At 65.5% G+C, this 15,857-nt stretch carries 16 protein-coding genes; 5 read left to right on the top strand and 11 right to left on the bottom strand.

Features of this window, described 5'->3' with window-relative positions; all coding sequences use genetic code 11:
- The 5 genes from ABWW33_RS27125 to ABWW33_RS27145 all read right to left on the bottom strand — a co-directional run bounded on the left by ABWW33_RS27125 (position 1) and on the right by ABWW33_RS27145 (position 4,473).
- The gene (locus ABWW33_RS27125) at positions 1–1,059 is read right to left on the bottom strand and encodes a TIGR03118 family protein (protein WP_353404545.1); all 1,059 of its coding nucleotides are present in this window, start codon (positions 1,057–1,059) and stop codon (positions 1–3) included.
- Between the two features lie 84 nt (positions 1,060–1,143).
- On the bottom strand, positions 1,144–1,839 hold the full coding sequence (locus ABWW33_RS27130; protein ID WP_353404547.1) for a TorF family putative porin: 696 nt from the start codon (positions 1,837–1,839) through the stop codon (positions 1,144–1,146).
- Positions 1,836–3,188 (bottom strand): S8 family peptidase, encoded by a 1,353-nt coding sequence (locus tag ABWW33_RS27135; RefSeq protein ID WP_353404548.1) that lies wholly within the window; start codon positions 3,186–3,188, stop codon positions 1,836–1,838. The genes ABWW33_RS27130 and ABWW33_RS27135 overlap by 4 nt, the downstream gene beginning before the upstream one ends.
- Positions 3,185–3,913, bottom strand: coding sequence for a zf-HC2 domain-containing protein (locus ABWW33_RS27140; protein WP_353404549.1), 729 nt, complete (start codon positions 3,911–3,913; stop codon positions 3,185–3,187). Before ABWW33_RS27140 ends, ABWW33_RS27135 begins: the two co-directional genes overlap by 4 nt.
- Positions 3,910–4,473 carry an RNA polymerase sigma factor gene (locus ABWW33_RS27145; protein WP_353404551.1) on the bottom strand — a complete coding sequence of 188 codons (564 nt, stop codon included), beginning with the start codon at positions 4,471–4,473 and terminating at the stop codon, positions 3,910–3,912. The genes ABWW33_RS27140 and ABWW33_RS27145 overlap by 4 nt, the downstream gene beginning before the upstream one ends.
- Before the next feature lie 103 nt (positions 4,474–4,576).
- Here ABWW33_RS27145 and ABWW33_RS27150 point away from each other — a divergent pair, with 103 nt between their 5' ends.
- Positions 4,577–5,428 carry an NAD-dependent protein deacetylase gene (locus ABWW33_RS27150; RefSeq protein WP_353404596.1) on the top strand — a complete coding sequence of 284 codons (852 nt, stop codon included), beginning with the start codon at positions 4,577–4,579 and terminating at the stop codon, positions 5,426–5,428.
- Positions 5,429–5,432: 4 nt separating this feature from the next.
- Here the strand turns inward: ABWW33_RS27150 and ABWW33_RS27155 are convergent, their stop codons facing one another.
- The 3 genes from ABWW33_RS27155 to smpB form a co-directional block, all read right to left on the bottom strand.
- Positions 5,433–5,981, bottom strand: a complete 549-nt coding sequence (locus ABWW33_RS27155; protein WP_176651077.1) for a FlgO family outer membrane protein — start codon at positions 5,979–5,981, stop codon at positions 5,433–5,435.
- Positions 5,982–6,662: a hypothetical protein gene (locus ABWW33_RS27160; RefSeq protein WP_353404553.1), complete on the bottom strand. Its 681-nt coding sequence runs from the start codon at positions 6,660–6,662 to the stop codon at positions 5,982–5,984.
- 196 nt (positions 6,663–6,858) lie between these two features.
- Complete coding sequence (smpB, locus tag ABWW33_RS27165) at positions 6,859–7,308, bottom strand: SsrA-binding protein SmpB (protein WP_176651075.1); 450 nt, start codon at positions 7,306–7,308, stop codon at positions 6,859–6,861.
- 75 nt (positions 7,309–7,383) lie between these two features.
- On the opposite strand from smpB, the gene ABWW33_RS27170 reads away from it, so the two are divergent.
- Positions 7,384–7,818: a type II toxin-antitoxin system RatA family toxin gene (locus tag ABWW33_RS27170; RefSeq protein ID WP_353404555.1), complete on the top strand. Its 435-nt coding sequence runs from the start codon at positions 7,384–7,386 to the stop codon at positions 7,816–7,818.
- A complete protein-coding gene (locus ABWW33_RS27175) occupies positions 7,808–8,104 on the top strand; it encodes an RnfH family protein (protein WP_176651073.1) in 297 nt (98 codons plus the stop codon). The genes ABWW33_RS27170 and ABWW33_RS27175 overlap by 11 nt, the downstream gene beginning before the upstream one ends.
- Here the strand turns inward: ABWW33_RS27175 and ABWW33_RS27180 are convergent.
- Positions 8,088–9,332 carry an esterase/lipase family protein gene (locus ABWW33_RS27180; RefSeq protein ID WP_353404556.1) on the bottom strand — a complete coding sequence of 415 codons (1,245 nt, stop codon included), beginning with the start codon at positions 9,330–9,332 and terminating at the stop codon, positions 8,088–8,090. The genes ABWW33_RS27175 and ABWW33_RS27180 overlap by 17 nt on opposite strands.
- 152 nt (positions 9,333–9,484) lie before the next feature.
- On the opposite strand from ABWW33_RS27180, the gene ABWW33_RS27185 reads away from it, so the two are divergent.
- Positions 9,485–10,333, top strand: a complete 849-nt coding sequence (locus ABWW33_RS27185; RefSeq protein WP_353404558.1) for a substrate-binding periplasmic protein — start codon at positions 9,485–9,487, stop codon at positions 10,331–10,333.
- A gap of 16 nt (positions 10,334–10,349) precedes the next feature.
- Positions 10,350–11,177 (top strand): hypothetical protein, encoded by an 828-nt coding sequence (locus ABWW33_RS27190; protein WP_353404559.1) that lies wholly within the window; start codon positions 10,350–10,352, stop codon positions 11,175–11,177.
- Between the two features lie 24 nt (positions 11,178–11,201).
- On the opposite strand, the gene ABWW33_RS27195 is transcribed toward ABWW33_RS27190, so the two are convergent.
- Positions 11,202–13,448, bottom strand: coding sequence for a glycoside hydrolase family 3 C-terminal domain-containing protein (locus tag ABWW33_RS27195; RefSeq protein WP_353404560.1), 2,247 nt, complete (start codon positions 13,446–13,448; stop codon positions 11,202–11,204).
- A gap of 36 nt (positions 13,449–13,484) precedes the next feature.
- Entirely contained in the window at positions 13,485–15,854 is a 2,370-nt protein-coding gene (locus ABWW33_RS27200; protein ID WP_353404561.1) for a GH36-type glycosyl hydrolase domain-containing protein, read from the bottom strand.
- Positions 15,855–15,857: the final 3 nt, after the last annotated feature.

Below are 15,857 nucleotides of genomic sequence, written 5' to 3' on the forward strand. Positions count from 1 at the left end.
TCACAGCATATCGATGCGGCCGTAGGCGCCGTGTTGCTCGTCGCCTGGGCCGGCGCTGAAGAACAGCGTGTTGGTCGGCTGGCTGTTGATGCCGGGACCGAAGGCGATGCCCCACAAGCCGTCGATGACGATGGCGCTGCCGTCGCCCCTGGCCAGCGTGCCGGCGCTGGCGCCGGTGACCGGATCATAGGCGTTGATCTTGCCGTCGCCGAAATTCCCGACCAACAATTTGCCGCTGTAGCTGCCGAAATTGGACGGCGCCATCGCCATGCCCCAGGGCGCGTTCAGGGCGCCGCCGCGCACCAGTTGCTTGAGCAGGTTGCCGGCCGTGTCGAACACGTCGATGGCGCCCAGGCCGGCGCCGGCCTGCTCGTCGTCGCCGCTGGTTTCGCGCTGGGCGTAGGCGACATAGATGCGGTCGCCGATGGCCTGGATGCCGAACGGCGCATAGCCCGCCGGCAGCGAGCTGTCGCTGAAGCCGCCCGGCAGCGCCACCTTGTTGAAGCCGGCGTCAAAGACGTCGACGCGCTTGTTGTGGAAGTCGGCCGCGTACAGGTAGTTGGCGTTGTTCCAGGTGGCGATCGCCAGGCCCTTGTACACCGCCTGCGCGGCGGCGCCGTCGTACACCTTGACGGCGTTGTTGCGGTCGACGGCCGGCGACCAGGCGGAGATGGCGCCGCTCTCATGGCTGAAGATGAACGGGCTGGCGCGGAAGTCGCCGCTGCCGTTGTAGACGATGCCGGTCGGCGCCGCCGGCGTGGCGACCACCAGCGTCTGCGGCACGCCGTTGCCGTCATACAGCGTCGAGCTGGCGCTGCCGTTGTTGGCGACCCAGACAAAGCCGGCCGGATTGAAGGCGATGCCCCATGGGTTGACCAGCTTGGCATCGGTGTGGGCGGCGCCGGTCGCGGTGTCGGTGACCAGGTTGGCCACGGCGAAGTGGGTGGCGGTGGCCGGTGGCATCACCACCGGCGGCGTCATCGGCGAGTTGCCGTAGCCCCCGCCGCCGCAGGCGGTGAGGATCAGGGTGGCCAGCAGGGGGGAAGTCGAAGAGCGCATGGCGATTCCTTTCGAGAGCTCGGGTTGGTGGACTGTGGATTCCAGCCCGTCGCTCGCAGGTTTCGCCGTCGCTTAAATATACTTTTAGAAAGAATAAGTCGCGCTCATCGTCCAGGCCCGGTTCGATGACGGCGGGTAATGTATATAGCGCACGCCGTCGTCCTGGGTCTGCTCGCGCGCCAGCTGCAAGGTCCAATTGCCGATCGGGACACTGGCGCCCAGCTTGAGGTCGTAGCGTGAATTGGCGGGGATGCCGGGCCAGGCCATGCCGTGCAGAGTGTGCATCAGTCCCGCATGCGCGATCAGGTTGACGCTGGGGTGGACCGGATAGAACAAGTTGACTTCGCCATACAGCGTGCGCGCCGCATAGCCGAAGTAACGCGGCGAATAATACAGCCGCGTGGTCAGCCGCTCGCCGGATGCGCCGATATAGCATTCATTGAAATCGGTGGAGTGCAGCTGGGTGTAGGCGGACCGGCTGCAGCCGGCCTCCACGCTCCAGCCCGAGGCCAGGCGCAGCGCGTAGCCGGCATAGCCTTGCAGCTTGAGGCCGTTCCGGTCGCCGATCGACGAACCGCTGGCGAACAGGCCGCCATACCAGCTGGACGCGTCGTCGAGGTTCAGCGTCAGCTGCGGCACCGGGCGGCCGTCACCGAGCGACTGGCCACGATAGCGGTAATCCGATTGCAGCGCGGCGCTGCCGCTGAAATCGGTTTGGGCGGTGGCCTGGTGCCACGGCAGTATGCATAGAAGGGCGAGCGCGCAGCGGCGTAAGGTCACGGATTGAGGCCGCGTTGAGCGAGGCCGGCGGCGGTGCATGAGCAGCCGCAATTGCGGAGTAAGCGGGAGATGGTAGCGCATGCATCAATATTAACAGTGTTCGGCGTTTCGCCGGGCTGCAGCAGATGACGCAGCTGCACCGGTGTCGATGCCGGTTGCAGCTGGTCCATCAGCGCCAGCATGCCGCTGACATGGGCCGCCGCATACGAGCTGCCGCTGACGAAGGACCAGCGCCCGCCGGGCGCCGTGGTCGGAACGTCGGTACCGGGCGCCAGCAGCGGCGGATCGCTGGCGGCGTCGGCCGTTGGCGGCGCCGGTGCCGGCGTCCTGCCCACGGCCGCCTGCGAGGCCACCGCCAGCACGCCGCGGTGGCTGGCGGGGAAGGCCGGTCCGCCGGCCTTGGCATCGATCGCGCCGACCACGCCGATGCCGCGTTCGAGCGCGACGTCGAGCAGCTTGTCGAGCAGGCGGTCCGGCGGGCCGGACAGGCTGAGGTTGATGACCTTGGCGCCGTTGAGGATGGCGTAGTTGATCGCCTTGCTGAGCGTGAAGCTGTTGCAGCGCGTGGCCAGGTCGGGCTGCTGCCAGCAGGCGCGCAGGCCCATCAGCCTGGCCTGCGGCGCAACGCCGAGTATGCCGCCGTTGCCGGCGCGCGCGGCGATGATGCCGGCCACGGCGGTGCCGTGGTTCTCGGCCGGGATGGCGGCGGCGTCGACAAAGTTGGCGTTGACGGCCAACTGGCCCTGCAGGTCGGGATGGCTGGCGTCGATGCCGCTGTCGACCACGGCGACCTTGACGTCGCGCCCGGTGGTGTAGCGATGCAGCTCGGCCACATGCCAGTAGCGTCCGGCGGGCTGCACCGGATACAGGGCATCTCCGCTGTCAGTAGGAGCCGTGCCGGCGGCGGCCATGCCGTTGAAGCTGGCGACCGGCTGCGCCCATTCGACCTGCGGATCGCGCGCCAGCACGGCGATGATGCGCTCGGCGGACTCGTTGTCCGGGTAGCGCATGACGTAGCAATCAAGGCCGAGCACCGGCATCGGCCAATCGTCGACCAGGGTCAGGCCGTGCAGCGTGGCCAGCGCCTCGGCGCGGCGGCGGCGCGCGCTGCGTCCGCCGTCGTCGATGTAGCGGCCGCCGTAGCTGGCGTCCGGACGGAAGTGGGTCGCCGGCAGCCGCAGCATGACCAGCAGCTGATGCGCGCCGGGGGCCTCGCCGGTGGTGACGGCCTGCGGCTGCACGATCTCGTCGCCGTCGGGCGGCGCGGCCGTTTGCGCGGCGGCCAGCGGCGCCGATGCGAGACCGGCCAGGCAGGCCAGCAACATGCACAGACGTATCAGGGCGTTCACGGCGGGCTACCTGAATCCAGCGGCTCGGCCAGCTTGACGGCCGGCTCGGCGCGCAAGGCCTGCAGCGCACGGTCGCGGCTGGCGGTGGGCACATGCAGCAGATAGGCGTCGGTGACGGTCGGGCCGTCGACTACGCGCGCGCCCTGTGTCTGCAAGATGCGGCGCAGGTCGCGCTCGGTGGCGCCGGGCTGGAACACCACCACCATATTGCCGCCGTTGCTGACGGACGAGCCGAGCACACGGTAGGCCGGGGCTTCGTCGCCCGGCCGTACCAGGAACACCAGCAGGCCGACGATCGCCACCCATTGCGCCGCCACGGTCCAGCGCAGCCAGGACGGCTGGTTGGCCGCCGCAGTCCGCCACCAGGGCTGGCGAGCAGCAACGGCGCCAGGCGCGGCGGCCGGTGGTTGGGCGGGCGCAGAGGCCAGCACGCCGGCGTCGCCGGTCGTGGCGTGCTCCTGCGGTCCCAGCGCGGGCATCAGCCGGGCCAATGCCCGTTCCATGTCGACGCCGTCAGGCAGCGCGCCGGACGCCGCCGCCACGGCAGCCTGCGCCCGCATCTCGCGTTCCCATTCCAGCTCCTGCCGGCACTCGGCGCAGGTTTGCAAGTGCTGCTGCACCCGCTGCGTCTCTTCCGGCGCCAGTTGCGACGCCGCATACCATGGCAGCAATTCCTGCACCGCCTGGTGCGCCGGGATATCCATCCTGAATATGCGCCCGTTCATCGCGTGCTCTCTCTTTCGTTCCACAACAAGTCTTTCAATCTGTGCCGCGCATGAAACATGCGGGTCTTGACCGTATTCAGCGGACAATCGACCACTTCGGCGATTTCGCTGTAGACCATGTCATGATAGTACGTCAGCACCATCACCGCCCGCTGGGCTGCCGGCAGCTGGTCCAGCGCGTCGGCCACGGTCTGGCGCAACTGGTGCCGTCCGATGGCCTGTTCCGGCTGGTTGCCGCTGTCGTCCTCGTACAGCGAGGCGTCCGACTCGACCGGATCGTCGCCGGCCTTCAATCCCTTCAAGGTCTTGCGATACGCGATCGCAAAGATCCACGTGGATACCTTGCAGCTGCCGTCGAAACTGGCCGCTTTTTGCCAGACCACCAACATTGTATCGTTCACCACTTCCTCGATCAGCGCGGCGTTGCGCGTCATGCGGCCGATAAACCGCGACAAGCGCGAAAAATATGAGCGGTACAATGCTTCGAAGGCGAGCCGGTCCCCGGCCGAGACCCTGGCCAACAGTGCGACTTCATCCTTCTCGTGCTGTCCGTGCTGCATCCGACATCCTCCATTACCACCGTTAATACCTTGCCGAACGAAAACGGTTCTACGGACCCGGAAATTTTATGCCTCCATGCTACCACCGCGATTCTCGGATAACATGGCGCACATGAACCTGAATCAGCAACTCGACCATCTTGGCAGCTTTTTGCAACGGCACCGCCGCGTGCTGGTGCTCACCGGCGCCGGCCTGAGCACCGCCTCCGGCATACCCGACTACCGCGACAAGGACGGCGTCCGCCGCGGCCGCACGCCGATCCAGGGCCCGGATTTCCGCCGCGACGAGGCCGTGCGGCGGCGCTACTGGGCGCGCAGCATGGCCGGCTGGCCGACGCTGGCGCAGGCGGCGCCGAACGTCGGCCACCAGGCGCTGGCCGCGCTGGAGGCGGCCGGCCGCATCGACGGACTGATCACGCAGAACGTCGACGGCCTGCACCAGCGCGCCGGCAGCCGCAAGCTGATTGAACTGCACGGCAACATCCACGGCGCCATCTGCCTGGACTGCCGCACGCTGCACCCGCGCGCCGCCATCCAGGAATGGCTGGTCCAGGCCAATCCTGAGCTGGCCGCCAGCGCGGCGGCGGGCGTGGACAGCGTGGTGCCCGAATCCCGTCCCGACGGCGACGCCGAGGTCGAGCTGGACGCCTTGCAGCACTTTCACATGCCCAGCTGCGACGCCTGCGGCGGCACGCTGCAGCCGGACGTGATTTTCTTCGGCGACAACATTCCAGCCCAGCGCACGGCCGAAGCCCTGGGCATGATGGAGCAGGCGGACGCGCTGCTGGTGGTGGGCTCGTCGCTGATGGTGTTTTCCGGCTACCGCTTCTGCAAGCTGGCGGCCGAGGCGGGCAAGCCGATCGCGGCCATCAACCTGGGCAAGACCCGGGCGGACGACCTGATCGGACTGAAAGTGGAGGCGTCGGCGGTGGATGTGCTGCCGCGCCTGGTATAGGTCGCTAGTTCCGCTGCAGCATCGAGCGGACGATGGCTTCCTTGGCCAGCACGTAGTCCTGTCCGGCCAGCACGAAGTTGGTGTTGGGCTGGATCACCTTGATGTTGATGAACACCATGTCGCTGGTCTCCGCATACGAGCCGACCACGATGGCCTGGGCGTTGTGGGCGGTCGCCACTTCGCCGATCTCGCGCGTCAGCATCAGCTCGCCCTGGTTGCGCTTCAGGTAGACGCTGTTGCGCAGCTTCATTTCCAGCATGCTCAGGCCGCCTTGCGCCAACCGCGTCGACAACTGCTCCGACACCAGCCGTCCCAGCGTCGTGGTCTGCTCCAGCGCGTCGATGTTGACGATGGTGGCCATGATCAACGGCTTGTCGGCCAGCAGCTTGCCGCTCAACTGGTGCATCAGCGAATCGGCGGCCTTGTAGTTGGCGTCGATGAACTGGTTGGACGAGATGGTCGAATAATTGCCTTCATCCTTGGTCGGGGTGGAGGAGCAGGCCGCCAGCAGCAGCGGCAGGGCCAGCAGGGACGCGCGTAACATCAGGGTCATTTACATGTCTCCACGGACTTTGAAGAGCCGGGTCAGCTTGGGTTCCTCCGGCTCCGGATCGACGATGCCGTAAAGGATGCGGTCGCTGTCGGCCACGTAGTACGCCGAGGTATTGCGCGCCACGTAGCGGAACTGGTCGGACACCGACACGGTGACGATGATTTCGGTCTTGGGCGTCGCGCCGGGGGCGAACTGGGCGTTGAACCAGTCGTAGGAGTCCCAGGCGCCGGCGGCCACGGCCAGGTTCAGCACGACCGGCGCTTCGATCTCGCTCAGCAGCCAGACGCCGGTGCCCAGCACCGCGCGCTCGCCGTGATAGCGGTATTGCGGACGGTTGGCGGTAAAGGTGACGGCCTGCACGTCCATGTCGATCTTGAGCGAGCCGGCCGGGGAGCGCGTGACCACGTAGCCATCATTGACCAGCGAGGTGGTCAGCTGGGTCGACAGCGCGCGCTGGAAGGCGGACGGATCCCTGGGTTCGTTGATGAAGACCGGACGGGGCGGGCTCTTCTTGAGCTCGGCCACCACACGTTTCTCGATGCTGTCGGAAATGACGCCCCAATGGTAAGCCGCTTGCAGCTTGGCCTGCTTGGTGGTCGGGAAGTTCGCGGCCAGCGGGGTCGGCGTGTAGCGCGATGCGCATCCCGCCAGTAGCAGAGCGGCTGCGGCTCCCAGGGCCATTGCAGTTTTCAGCGCCATTATTGCCTCGTCGTCAAAAGTACACTGTCTGGTTCGCAGGCGAACACCACCCGCGAATGTAAAATCATTCTGCTCCCAGTTTAGCATGGGTGTTTCTAATTAGAAACTCGTCAGGCAATAAAAAACCCGGCGCGGGGCCGGGTTTTGTACAGGACGCGCAACACTGGCGCACGGCGGATCAGCGGCTGTGGGTCTTCATGGCGGCCGCCACTTCGCGCTTGCCGTCGCGATCTTTCTCTGTGGCACGCTTGTCATGCATCTTCTTGCCCTTGGCCAGGCCGATTTCACATTTGATGCGGCCGCCCTTGTAATGCAGGTTCAGCGGTACCAGCGTGTAGCCGGAACGCTCGACCTTGCCGATCAGCTTGTCCATCTCCGCGCGGTGCAGCAGCAGCTTGCGGGTGCGGATGGCTTCCGGGTGGATATGGGTGGAGGCGGTCGGCAGCGCGCTGATATGGGCGCCGAACAGGAACAGCTCGTCGCCCTTGATGGTGACGTAGGCTTCCTTGATCTGGACCCGGGCGTCGCGGATGGCCTTGACTTCCCAGCCTTCCAGGACGATGCCCGCTTCGTAGCGGTCCTCGATGAAGTAGTCAAAAAAGGCTTTTTTGTTGTCGGCTATGGTCATGAGATGGTATCGGTTAAACTACTGCTTCACGCATGGAAATGCGGATAATTCAACATCATAGCAAATGGTTAGACAATGGCAGTAGTGCACAAATCAGTTTTCCTCGGTTATAGCGCCCAGCAGATGTTCGATCTGGTCGCCGCCATCGAGGACTATCCCAAATTTCTGCCATGGTGCGGTGGTGTGGAAATCCGTGAACGGAAAGAAAAATCGGTGGTGGCCAGCGTCGGCATCAACTATCACGGCGTGCGCCAGAGCTTCACCACCGCCAACGAGAACACGCCATCGACCGAGATCAAGATGAAGCTGGTGGACGGTCCTTTCAAGTGCCTGGACGGCGTGTGGACGTTTAAAGCGCTGCGCGAGGATGCCTGCAAGATCGAGCTGGACCTGCATTACGAGTTTTCCAGCGCCATCCTGGCCAAGCTGGTCGGGCCGGTGTTCGGCATGATCGCCAACAGCATGGTCGATTCCTTCTGCAAGCGGGCGGAAACGGTATATGGCAGCTGAGACCTTCAATATCGAGGTGTGCTACGCCAGCGACGCGGTGCAATTCCTGCGCGCGCTGCGGGTGCCGGCCGGCACCACCATCGAGCAGGCGATCGTCATCAGCGGCGTGCTGCAGGAGGCGCCCGAGGTGGACCTGTCGATCATGCAGGTCGGCATCTACGCCAAGAAGAAGACGCTGGACACCGTGCTGCGCGAGCATGACCGGGTGGAAATCTACCGTCCGCTGATCGCCGATCCCAAAAACGCCCGCCGGCGCAAGGTCAGCAAGGCTAGCCCAGCCGCTTGAGCAGGAAGTCGCGCGTGTCGGCGCTCTTGAAGAGCTCGGTATGCCAGATCTCGGATTGCTTGTGCTGCGGCGTGCCGATATCCAATACGTGGCCGTCGGCGATCTGCAGGCCGGGCAGCGGCACGCCGCCGTAGGGGACCACCACGTCGTTGTCGGCGTCCAGCAGCAGGCGGTTGAGCAGCGCGCCGGTTTGCGCCAGCGCCGAGCGGCCATAGTCGAAATCGGCGCGCACATACCAGCTGCTGGCGCTGGTCAGCAGCGTGCCGCCGCGGTTCAGCTGGCCGATCAGCGCCGAACCGTTCGCCAGCGCCTCCACGCTGGGCCGGCCGAAACCCAGCGACACCACCATCCGCGCCAGCGCTATCACCAGGTCCAGCGCCATGCCGCCGCTGAACGAGGCCAGCATCGCCGCCACGTTGAGGAAGTGCTGGATGTCGTCCGGCGAGGCCAGCGGCGAGCCCTGATTGGCCGCCGCCACAAAGAACACCTTGTCCACGCTGGCGATACGCCCCGCGCGCCGGTTGGCGATGGCGGCCAGCACGGCGTCATCGGAGTTCGACAACAGCGAGCGCACCACCAGTCCGCCACGGCTGTGGCAGACGATGTCGATGTTCCAGCCTGCATCGGCCGGCAGACGGGACAGCAGGTCCAGCGCATTCTGCTGCGGTGTCTTGGCGATGGTCCAGTGATCGTAGGCATAGACCCGGCCATCGTAGCGCGCCAGCAGTTGCTGCATGGTGGTGTCCGCGGCCAGGTCGCCGAACGCGCCCCCGGTCGAACTGAACACGCCGTGCACCAGCAGCAGCACCTTGCGTCCGCGCGAGGCCGCGAGATCGGCCGCCGTTGCCGGCTGCGGGGTGCCGGTGCGCAGGCTCAGCAGCGCCTCCGGCTTGTTGGCCGCTTCGATCTTCTCGATCATCGATTGCGTCAGCTGTTCCCTGCAGCGCAACGCGGCCTGCACGATCCATTCCCAGCGGCCCTGCGCGGCGGGCGCCAACAAGGCCGGCTGCACGCCCGGCGCCGGAAAGATGAACTGGATGCAGCCGCTGTCCTTGTGGCGCACGATGTTCAGGTTGGCATCGGCGATCTGCGCGGCCGGCTGCGGCGCGGCCGTGGCCGGCATAGTGCCTGGCAGCAGCGCCGCCTGCCGCGCGGGTCGGACCAGGTCGGCATCGGCCGCATCCAGCGCACGTTGCAGCTCAGCTTGCTTAGCGGGCGACAGGCTCATAACATTCTCCTTCGTGGCTGTCGACAAGTGTACGTTGCCACCCAGGATCGGGGCGCGGCATTGATCAAGCGTTCGCAACACTCGGAAGTTTCCTGCTGGTACATGTCGGACAGCTACGTTACACTCTGGTTATCCCACACAATGAGCCCACGATGAGACGCTACAGGCGCAACTGGATCTGTTTGATTGCCGGTTTGTGGCTAAGTCCGGCCGCCGTCCAGGCGGGGGCGGGCTGTCCGTCGTCGACACGGGTCGGGCTCAGCGACCTTGGCTACACCGCATTCCGCGACAGCAACGGCCACATCGGCGGCATCTCGGTCGACGTTGTCAACGAGCTTGCCCGCCGCACCGGCTGCAAATTCGAATTCCTGTGGTTCCCGCGCCAGCGCCTGTTCGTCGAACTGGAAGCGGGCCGCGTCGACATGACGATGGCCGCGCTGCGCACGCCCGAGCGCGACGCCTACGCGACCCACCTGCCTTACACCTACCTGCAATATGATTTGATACTGGCCGATCCCGGCGGGCAGCGCTACACCAGCCTGAGCGACTTTGTCGCGCGCGGCACGGGGCGGCTGAACGTCACGCGCGGCATGACCTACGACGCCGCCGTCGAGACCCAGCTGGCGCTGCTGGCCTCGGCCGGCAGGCTGGAAGTGGTCAACGATTTCGAGACGGTGTTCGGCAAGCTGGAAATGGGCCGCGCCGCCGGCACGCTGGCGACGCCGCCGATCTACACCAAGTATCTGAAGTCGGCGTATTTCAAGGACAGGGCGCTGGTGATCCCGATGCCGGAAACCACATCGCGCTTTGCCGGTGTCTACCTGTCGAAGAAGAACATCACGCCGGAAGTGCGGGCGCGCTTCACGATGGCGCTGAGAGCGATGGTGAGCGAGCAGGTCATCCCGATGATCTACGCAAAATACTTCGACGATGCGCTGGTCAAGCGCACCTTCCGCCAGGGGAGCGCACCACTGCTGTCTGCGCTGGCGATTCAAGATTAACGACAATGGAGCAGCATTGAACCAACCCGATTACTCGCTGTACGACGCAACGCAGTTACAACAGATTCTCAGCCGTATCGACGCCGAACGCTTCCCGGAACGCGTGGCGCAAATCGAAGCACGGCTCGCCGAACTGGCGGCGCGGGAACCGGCCGTCCCCCGGCCGGCGATCATCGCCGATCCAGTACGCTATGTGCCGGTCATGCGGCGCGCCGGCAAGGTGCTGCTGGGCGTGGCGGCCATCGATTTCGCTGTCGCCGGATGGAACTCCGCGCATGGCGCCGGCTCGCTGTTCAGCGTCGAGCTGGCGGCCCTGGCGGGGGCGTTGCTGCTGTTCTGCGGCGGCTTGCGTGCCGCCGTGGTGCTGCGCTGGATGCTGTTTTTGTCCATCCCCGGTGCGGTGCTCTGGTTCCTGCTGCTGTTCGTGCAGCCGCTGGATCTGACGTTGACGCAAATGCGGTTGGCGCCGCTCCAGTACTCGATAGGCATCCTGCTGCCGTTGCTGAAAGGCGTGGTCTGGATTTGGGTGTTGTCGCAACTGGGCAGCCCGGCTATCGAGGAGGCGCGTGCGTTTGAAAGGCGCAAGCGCTACGACATGCGTAAGCCGCTGGCGCTGGGCGTCGCGCTGACGCTGGCCTTCGGCGCGTTCTTCACCACGCAGATCTGGGGCGAGCGCGGACGTCACGCCGAGCAGGTGGCCGCGCAAAAGGCGGGCGGCAATTACCGCTACCACGCCAACGCCATCAATGTGGTCGGCAATGACAGCGGCACGTACGTCAATGCGACGGTGCTGGTATGGGACGACAAAGGGATAGGCAGCGTGGCGGTCGGCTGGAAAGAATAACCGCCACGCTGCCTGTGTTCCGGCTTAACGGCCGTTGACGTTGACGGTCTGCGCGTCCAGGTGCAGCTTGACGCTGGCCGCCGGTGCGGCGCCCGCCGATTCGGCCAGGGTCACCAGGTAGTCGCCGGCCGCGATCTTCCAGGTTTTGCTGGCGCTGTCGTAGACGCCCAGCAGGCGCGGATCGATGCGCACGCTGGCTTTGCCGCTGTCGCCGGCCTTCAGCGCCAGCTTGTCCCAGCCGCCCAGGCGCTTCGGCGCTTCCCAGCCGCCGCCTACCGGCGACACATACACCTGGCCCACAGCCTTGCCGTCGCGCTTGCCGGTGTTCTTCACGCTGAAGCTCACCTCAACGCCGCCATTGGCCGCCTTGGCGCTCAGGTCCGAATACGCGAAGCTGGTGTACGACAGGCCGTAGCCGAACGGGAACAGCGGCTTGTGGCCCTTCAGGTCGAACCACTTGTAGCCGACCGCCGCGCCTTCGATGTTGTAGTCGGTGGTGACCTTCTCGATGATGTTCTCATCCTTGGTCTTGTCGTCGCCGTCGATCACCTGGCGCGGCAACTGCGCCACCGAAGCAGGGAAGGTGGCAGGCAGGTGGCCCGACGGATTGACTTCGCCGCTGATGACGCGGGCGATCGCCTTGCCGCCGCTGGTGCCCGGGTACCAGGCCTCCAGCACCGCGCCGACATTGTTCAGCCACGGCATGACGACCGGGCCGCCGGTCTGCAGCACCACCACCGTTTTCGGATTGGCCTTCGCCACGGCGGCGATCAGCGCATCCTGCGCGCCCGGCAGGTTCAGGTCCGGCGCGTCGAAGCTCTCGGCCAGCCACTGGTTACCGAATACGATGGCGACGTCGCTGGACGCCGCCAGCTTGGCTGCTGCGGCGGCATCCTTGCCGTCGTTGTAGACGACCTTGGCCTTGGTCTGCGCGGCGATTTCCGCCATCGGCGACGAGCGGTGGTACACGATAGGACCCGGGAAGTGCTTAGGTCCTTCGTTCGGCACCGCCGAACCGCCCAGCGGATAGACCTGCGCCGAACCGCCGCCCGACAGCACGCCGACGTCCGCATGGCCGCCGATGATGGCGATGGTGCGTACGCCCGTGCCCAGCGGCAGCAGGTTGTTCTGGTTCTTCAGCAGCACGATGGCCTCTTCGGCGTCGGCCTGGGTGACCTTGCCGTGGGCCGTGAAATCGATACCAGCGCTGGGCGAAGCAGGGGCCGCGACAGGGTGCTCCACCAAGCCGTTGGCGAACATGCTGCGCGTGATGCGCTTGACCATATCGTCCAGCCGCGACATCGGCACGTGACCGTTGACCACTGCTTCCTTCAGGCCTTCATTGAAGTAGGCCGCCTTGTCGAACGGGTGGCCGGACTGCTGATCCAGGCCGTTCATCGCGGCGGGAATCGTCGAGTGGGTCGCGCCCCAGTCGGACATGACGAAGCCGGGGAAGCCCCAGTCCTGCTTCAGCACCTGGTTCAACAGGTAGTCGTTCTCGCAGGCGTAGGCGCCGTTGACGCGGTTGTACGAGCACATGACGGCGCCCGGTTTGCCGCGCTCGATCGCGAACTGCAGCGCCAGCAGGTCGGACATGCGGCCGGCCTTGTCCTCGATCTTGACGTTGACGTGATTGCGGTTGGTTTCCTGGTCGTTGAACGCATAGTGCTTGACGGTGGAGACCACGTGGCTGGACTGGATGCCGCGTATCTGTTCGCCGACCATCACGCCGGCCAGCAGCGGATCTTCGCCGCCGTATTCGAAGTTGCGGCCGTTGCGCGGTTCGCGCATCAGGTTGACACCGCCGGCCAGCAGGAAGTTGAAGCCGGTGCTGCGCGCTTCGGAGCCGATCATCGCGCCGCCTTCAAAGGCGCGCTGCGGATTCCAGGTGGCCGTGGTGGCCAGGCCCGAGGGCAGGGAAGTGCGCTCGTACGGCTTCTTCGACACGGCTTGCGTCGCCACGCCGACGCCGGCGTCCGACTGCCATTGCGACGGCAGGCCGAGACGGGCGATGCCTGGAATGTAGCCGGCCGAATCGGGACGGCCGTCTTTGGGCTGGGCGAAGTTCTTCGGTGTGAACTCGGTGGAGAAGTAGCCGAACACGGTCTGGATTTTTTCATCCAGCGTCATCGCCTTGACCAGCGCATCGGCGCGGGTGTCGGCGGACTGCGTGCTGTTGAGCCATGGACGGCTATCGTCCGCGGCATGCACCGCGCCGGTTAACATGAGTGGATAAACCAGTGCCAGTGACAGCCAGAGACGCTTCTTCATATGATGCGGTGTCCTTATAATTTTGAGATGTAATGGTCAGCGCGGGATCAAAACTTCCAGCGCATATGCTCCGCCCGTAACGATACCGGTCACGCGGCCATCAGTCAAACGATTACCTCCCTGCCAGACCTGAATTTCATCGATGTCGGCCCGTTGTATAGACACCTTGAACGTCGCGCAGCGGAACTCGCGCGTGACCTTGATGCCGTCCCATTCCTTCGGCAGCTGCGGCCGCACCAGCAGGGCGTCGCCGTCGCCGCGCAGACCGCACAGGCCTTCGATAAAGCAGCGGTAAGCCCACGACACGGTACCGGTGTTGAACAACTGGCTGGAGCGGCCGGCGGTGCGCGGGTACTCGTGATACGCGCCGCGATAGTAATTGGGGATGAATATCGGCAGTTGGCCGCGCTGCAGGTAATCGGCCTCGCTCGGGCCGGGTATCATCTGGCGCAGCAGCTGGTAGGCGCGGTCGCTTTCGCCGATGGTGTACAGGCTGTAGATGTAGAACACGGCGGCATGGTTGTAGACCGCGCCGTTCTCCGCCGATCCCGGGTGTTTCTGCGTGACGCGGCCGACGTCGTCGCGCATGGCGCTGAACGGCGGCGCGAACATTGCCACGCCGTACGGCGTCGCCAGCTGCTCCTCGACCTGCGCCAGCATCGATGCGCGCTGCTGCTCGCTGGCCGTGCCGCCGAGGATAGCCCAGGCCTGCGGGTTGAGCCAGATGCGGCCTTCGACATCCTTGGCGATGCCGAAGGTGACGTTGTCGTCGGTGATGCCGCGCGCGTACCACTGGCCATCCCACAGGTGTTCGTTGGCGGCGCGGTTGACGGCGATGGCGCCGGCGCGGAAGTGCTTCGCGCTTTCCGCCAACGACGCGCTGGCGCCGCATTGTTCGCAGATATCCGCCCACAGGTTCAGCGCGTAGGCGGTGGCCACGGTCAGCCAGCCCGATACGCCGCGGCCCTTGTAGCCGACCATGTTCATCGGATCGCACCAGTCTCCCTGGGCGATGTAGCTCAGGCCGCGCTGGTCGCGCGACTGCAGCAGCCAGTCCATGGCGCTGCTCACGCGTTCGGAGACGGTGAGGGCGATGCCGTTCTCGTGGCCGATCACGTCCACATTGAGGATGTCGTAGTCGTTGGTTTCGTCGAGGTAGACCTTCAGCGCCACCGGCAGCCACACGCAATGGTCGGTGTGCGGCACCTGGTTGATGTACTTGAGCTCCGCGCCTTCGGCCAGCAGGATCCCGTCCGGCATGGCGCCGCTGGCTTCCTGCTGCGACAGCGCGTGCAGGAAGGCGTTGCGCATCACGCTGGGCTTGATGAAGCTCATGCCCATGTTGTCCTGCAGGTAGTTGCGGGTCTGCGGATCGGTGCTCAGGCGGTTGACGTCGCCGTGGTAGAACACCTGGCGCGGCAGCCAGTTGTTGACGAAGTTGTCCAGTTCCTTGTCCGGCGTTTCGATCTGCAGGCATCCGCGTCCGCCGGCGATGTAGCGGGCGTAGTCGGCGCGGGCGGCGGCGAAGGCGTCGGCGCTCAGGTATTTTTCGCGCACGGCGCGGATCTCGGCGTCGTCGAAGGCCGGGCCGAAGATGAAGCGGTAGTCGTGCGCCTCGTCGGCGGCCAGTGCCAGGCGATACTGCACCACGGCGGTCGGCGTCTCGTAGCGGGCGTCGCTGTTGCCCAGTTGTTCGTCCTGCAGCGAACCTGGATTATGCAAGCCGCCTTCGCCCTCGAACGCCATCTGCCGGACTTCCCACGCCAGCGGCGCTTCCTCGCACAGGAAGTAGGTCTTGTCCTTGAAGTCCTTCTGCTTGAAGTAGTCGGCCACCTTTTGATACGGCGTGACGCAGCTGGCCACCACGCCGCCCAGGTCCGCTCGGTATTCGCCGGACTGGTTCATCCACGACATGTAGCCGATCGGGAAGTAGGGGTAGACGCTCAGCTTGCGCGCCCGGCCCGACAGGTTGGTCACGCGCAGCGACCACAGCTCCACCACGTCGCTGACGGGCAGGCTCAGATTCAGCTCGACCCGCACGCCCAGGTGCTCGATGGTCCACGACAGGTCGCTTTTACCGACCGAGAAATTGTAGCTGTCCACCGGCGCGCGCACCGGCTCGTACGGCGCCGAGAACAGCTCGCCGGTTTCCTCGTCCTTGATGTAGAAGAAGCGGCCCGGATGGTGCGCGTAGTAGTTCTGCTCCGGCTGCATGAAGGTTTTCGCTTCCAGGTTGGGCGCGTACGCGTACTTGGCCGGCTCCGGCTGCATGAACTGCGCGGTGGCGTAGCCGCGGCAGGTCACCTGTATCATCATCTTCTGGTTCCACAGGAAGCCAGCCGCGCGCGGCATCGCCGTGGGGCTGGTCAGTTCGTAGCGGTCGCCGTCGTGGGTAGGGCCTAACATTGA

This window comes from Duganella hordei (assembly GCF_040369125.1).
Lineage (GTDB): Bacteria > Pseudomonadota > Gammaproteobacteria > Burkholderiales > Burkholderiaceae_D > Rugamonas > Rugamonas hordei.

Excerpts from the sequence above, each read along its gene's own strand:
- ABWW33_RS27195 (WP_353404560.1), bottom strand. The coding sequence starts at position 13,448 with ATGAAGAAGCGTCTCTGGCTGTCACTGGCACTGGTTTATCCACTCATG.
- ABWW33_RS27200 (WP_353404561.1), bottom strand. The coding sequence starts at position 15,854 with ATGTTAGGCCCTACCCACGACGGCGACCGCTACGAACTGACCAGCCCC.
- ABWW33_RS27145 (WP_353404551.1), bottom strand. The coding sequence starts at position 4,473 with ATGCAGCACGGACAGCACGAGAAGGATGAAGTCGCACTGTTGGCCAGG.
- ABWW33_RS27160 (WP_353404553.1), bottom strand. The coding sequence starts at position 6,662 with ATGGCCCTGGGAGCCGCAGCCGCTCTGCTACTGGCGGGATGCGCATCG.
- smpB (WP_176651075.1), bottom strand. The coding sequence starts at position 7,308 with ATGACCATAGCCGACAACAAAAAAGCCTTTTTTGACTACTTCATCGAG.
- ABWW33_RS27180 (WP_353404556.1), bottom strand. The coding sequence starts at position 9,332 with ATGAGCCTGTCGCCCGCTAAGCAAGCTGAGCTGCAACGTGCGCTGGAT.
- ABWW33_RS27155 (WP_176651077.1), bottom strand. The coding sequence starts at position 5,981 with ATGACCCTGATGTTACGCGCGTCCCTGCTGGCCCTGCCGCTGCTGCTG.
- ABWW33_RS27150 (WP_353404596.1), top strand. The coding sequence starts at position 4,577 with ATGGCGCACATGAACCTGAATCAGCAACTCGACCATCTTGGCAGCTTT.
- ABWW33_RS27125 (WP_353404545.1), bottom strand. The coding sequence starts at position 1,059 with ATGCGCTCTTCGACTTCCCCCCTGCTGGCCACCCTGATCCTCACCGCC.
- ABWW33_RS27140 (WP_353404549.1), bottom strand. The coding sequence starts at position 3,913 with ATGAACGGGCGCATATTCAGGATGGATATCCCGGCGCACCAGGCGGTG.
- ABWW33_RS27175 (WP_176651073.1), top strand. The coding sequence starts at position 7,808 with ATGGCAGCTGAGACCTTCAATATCGAGGTGTGCTACGCCAGCGACGCG.
- ABWW33_RS27170 (WP_353404555.1), top strand. The coding sequence starts at position 7,384 with ATGGCAGTAGTGCACAAATCAGTTTTCCTCGGTTATAGCGCCCAGCAG.
- ABWW33_RS27185 (WP_353404558.1), top strand. The coding sequence starts at position 9,485 with ATGAGACGCTACAGGCGCAACTGGATCTGTTTGATTGCCGGTTTGTGG.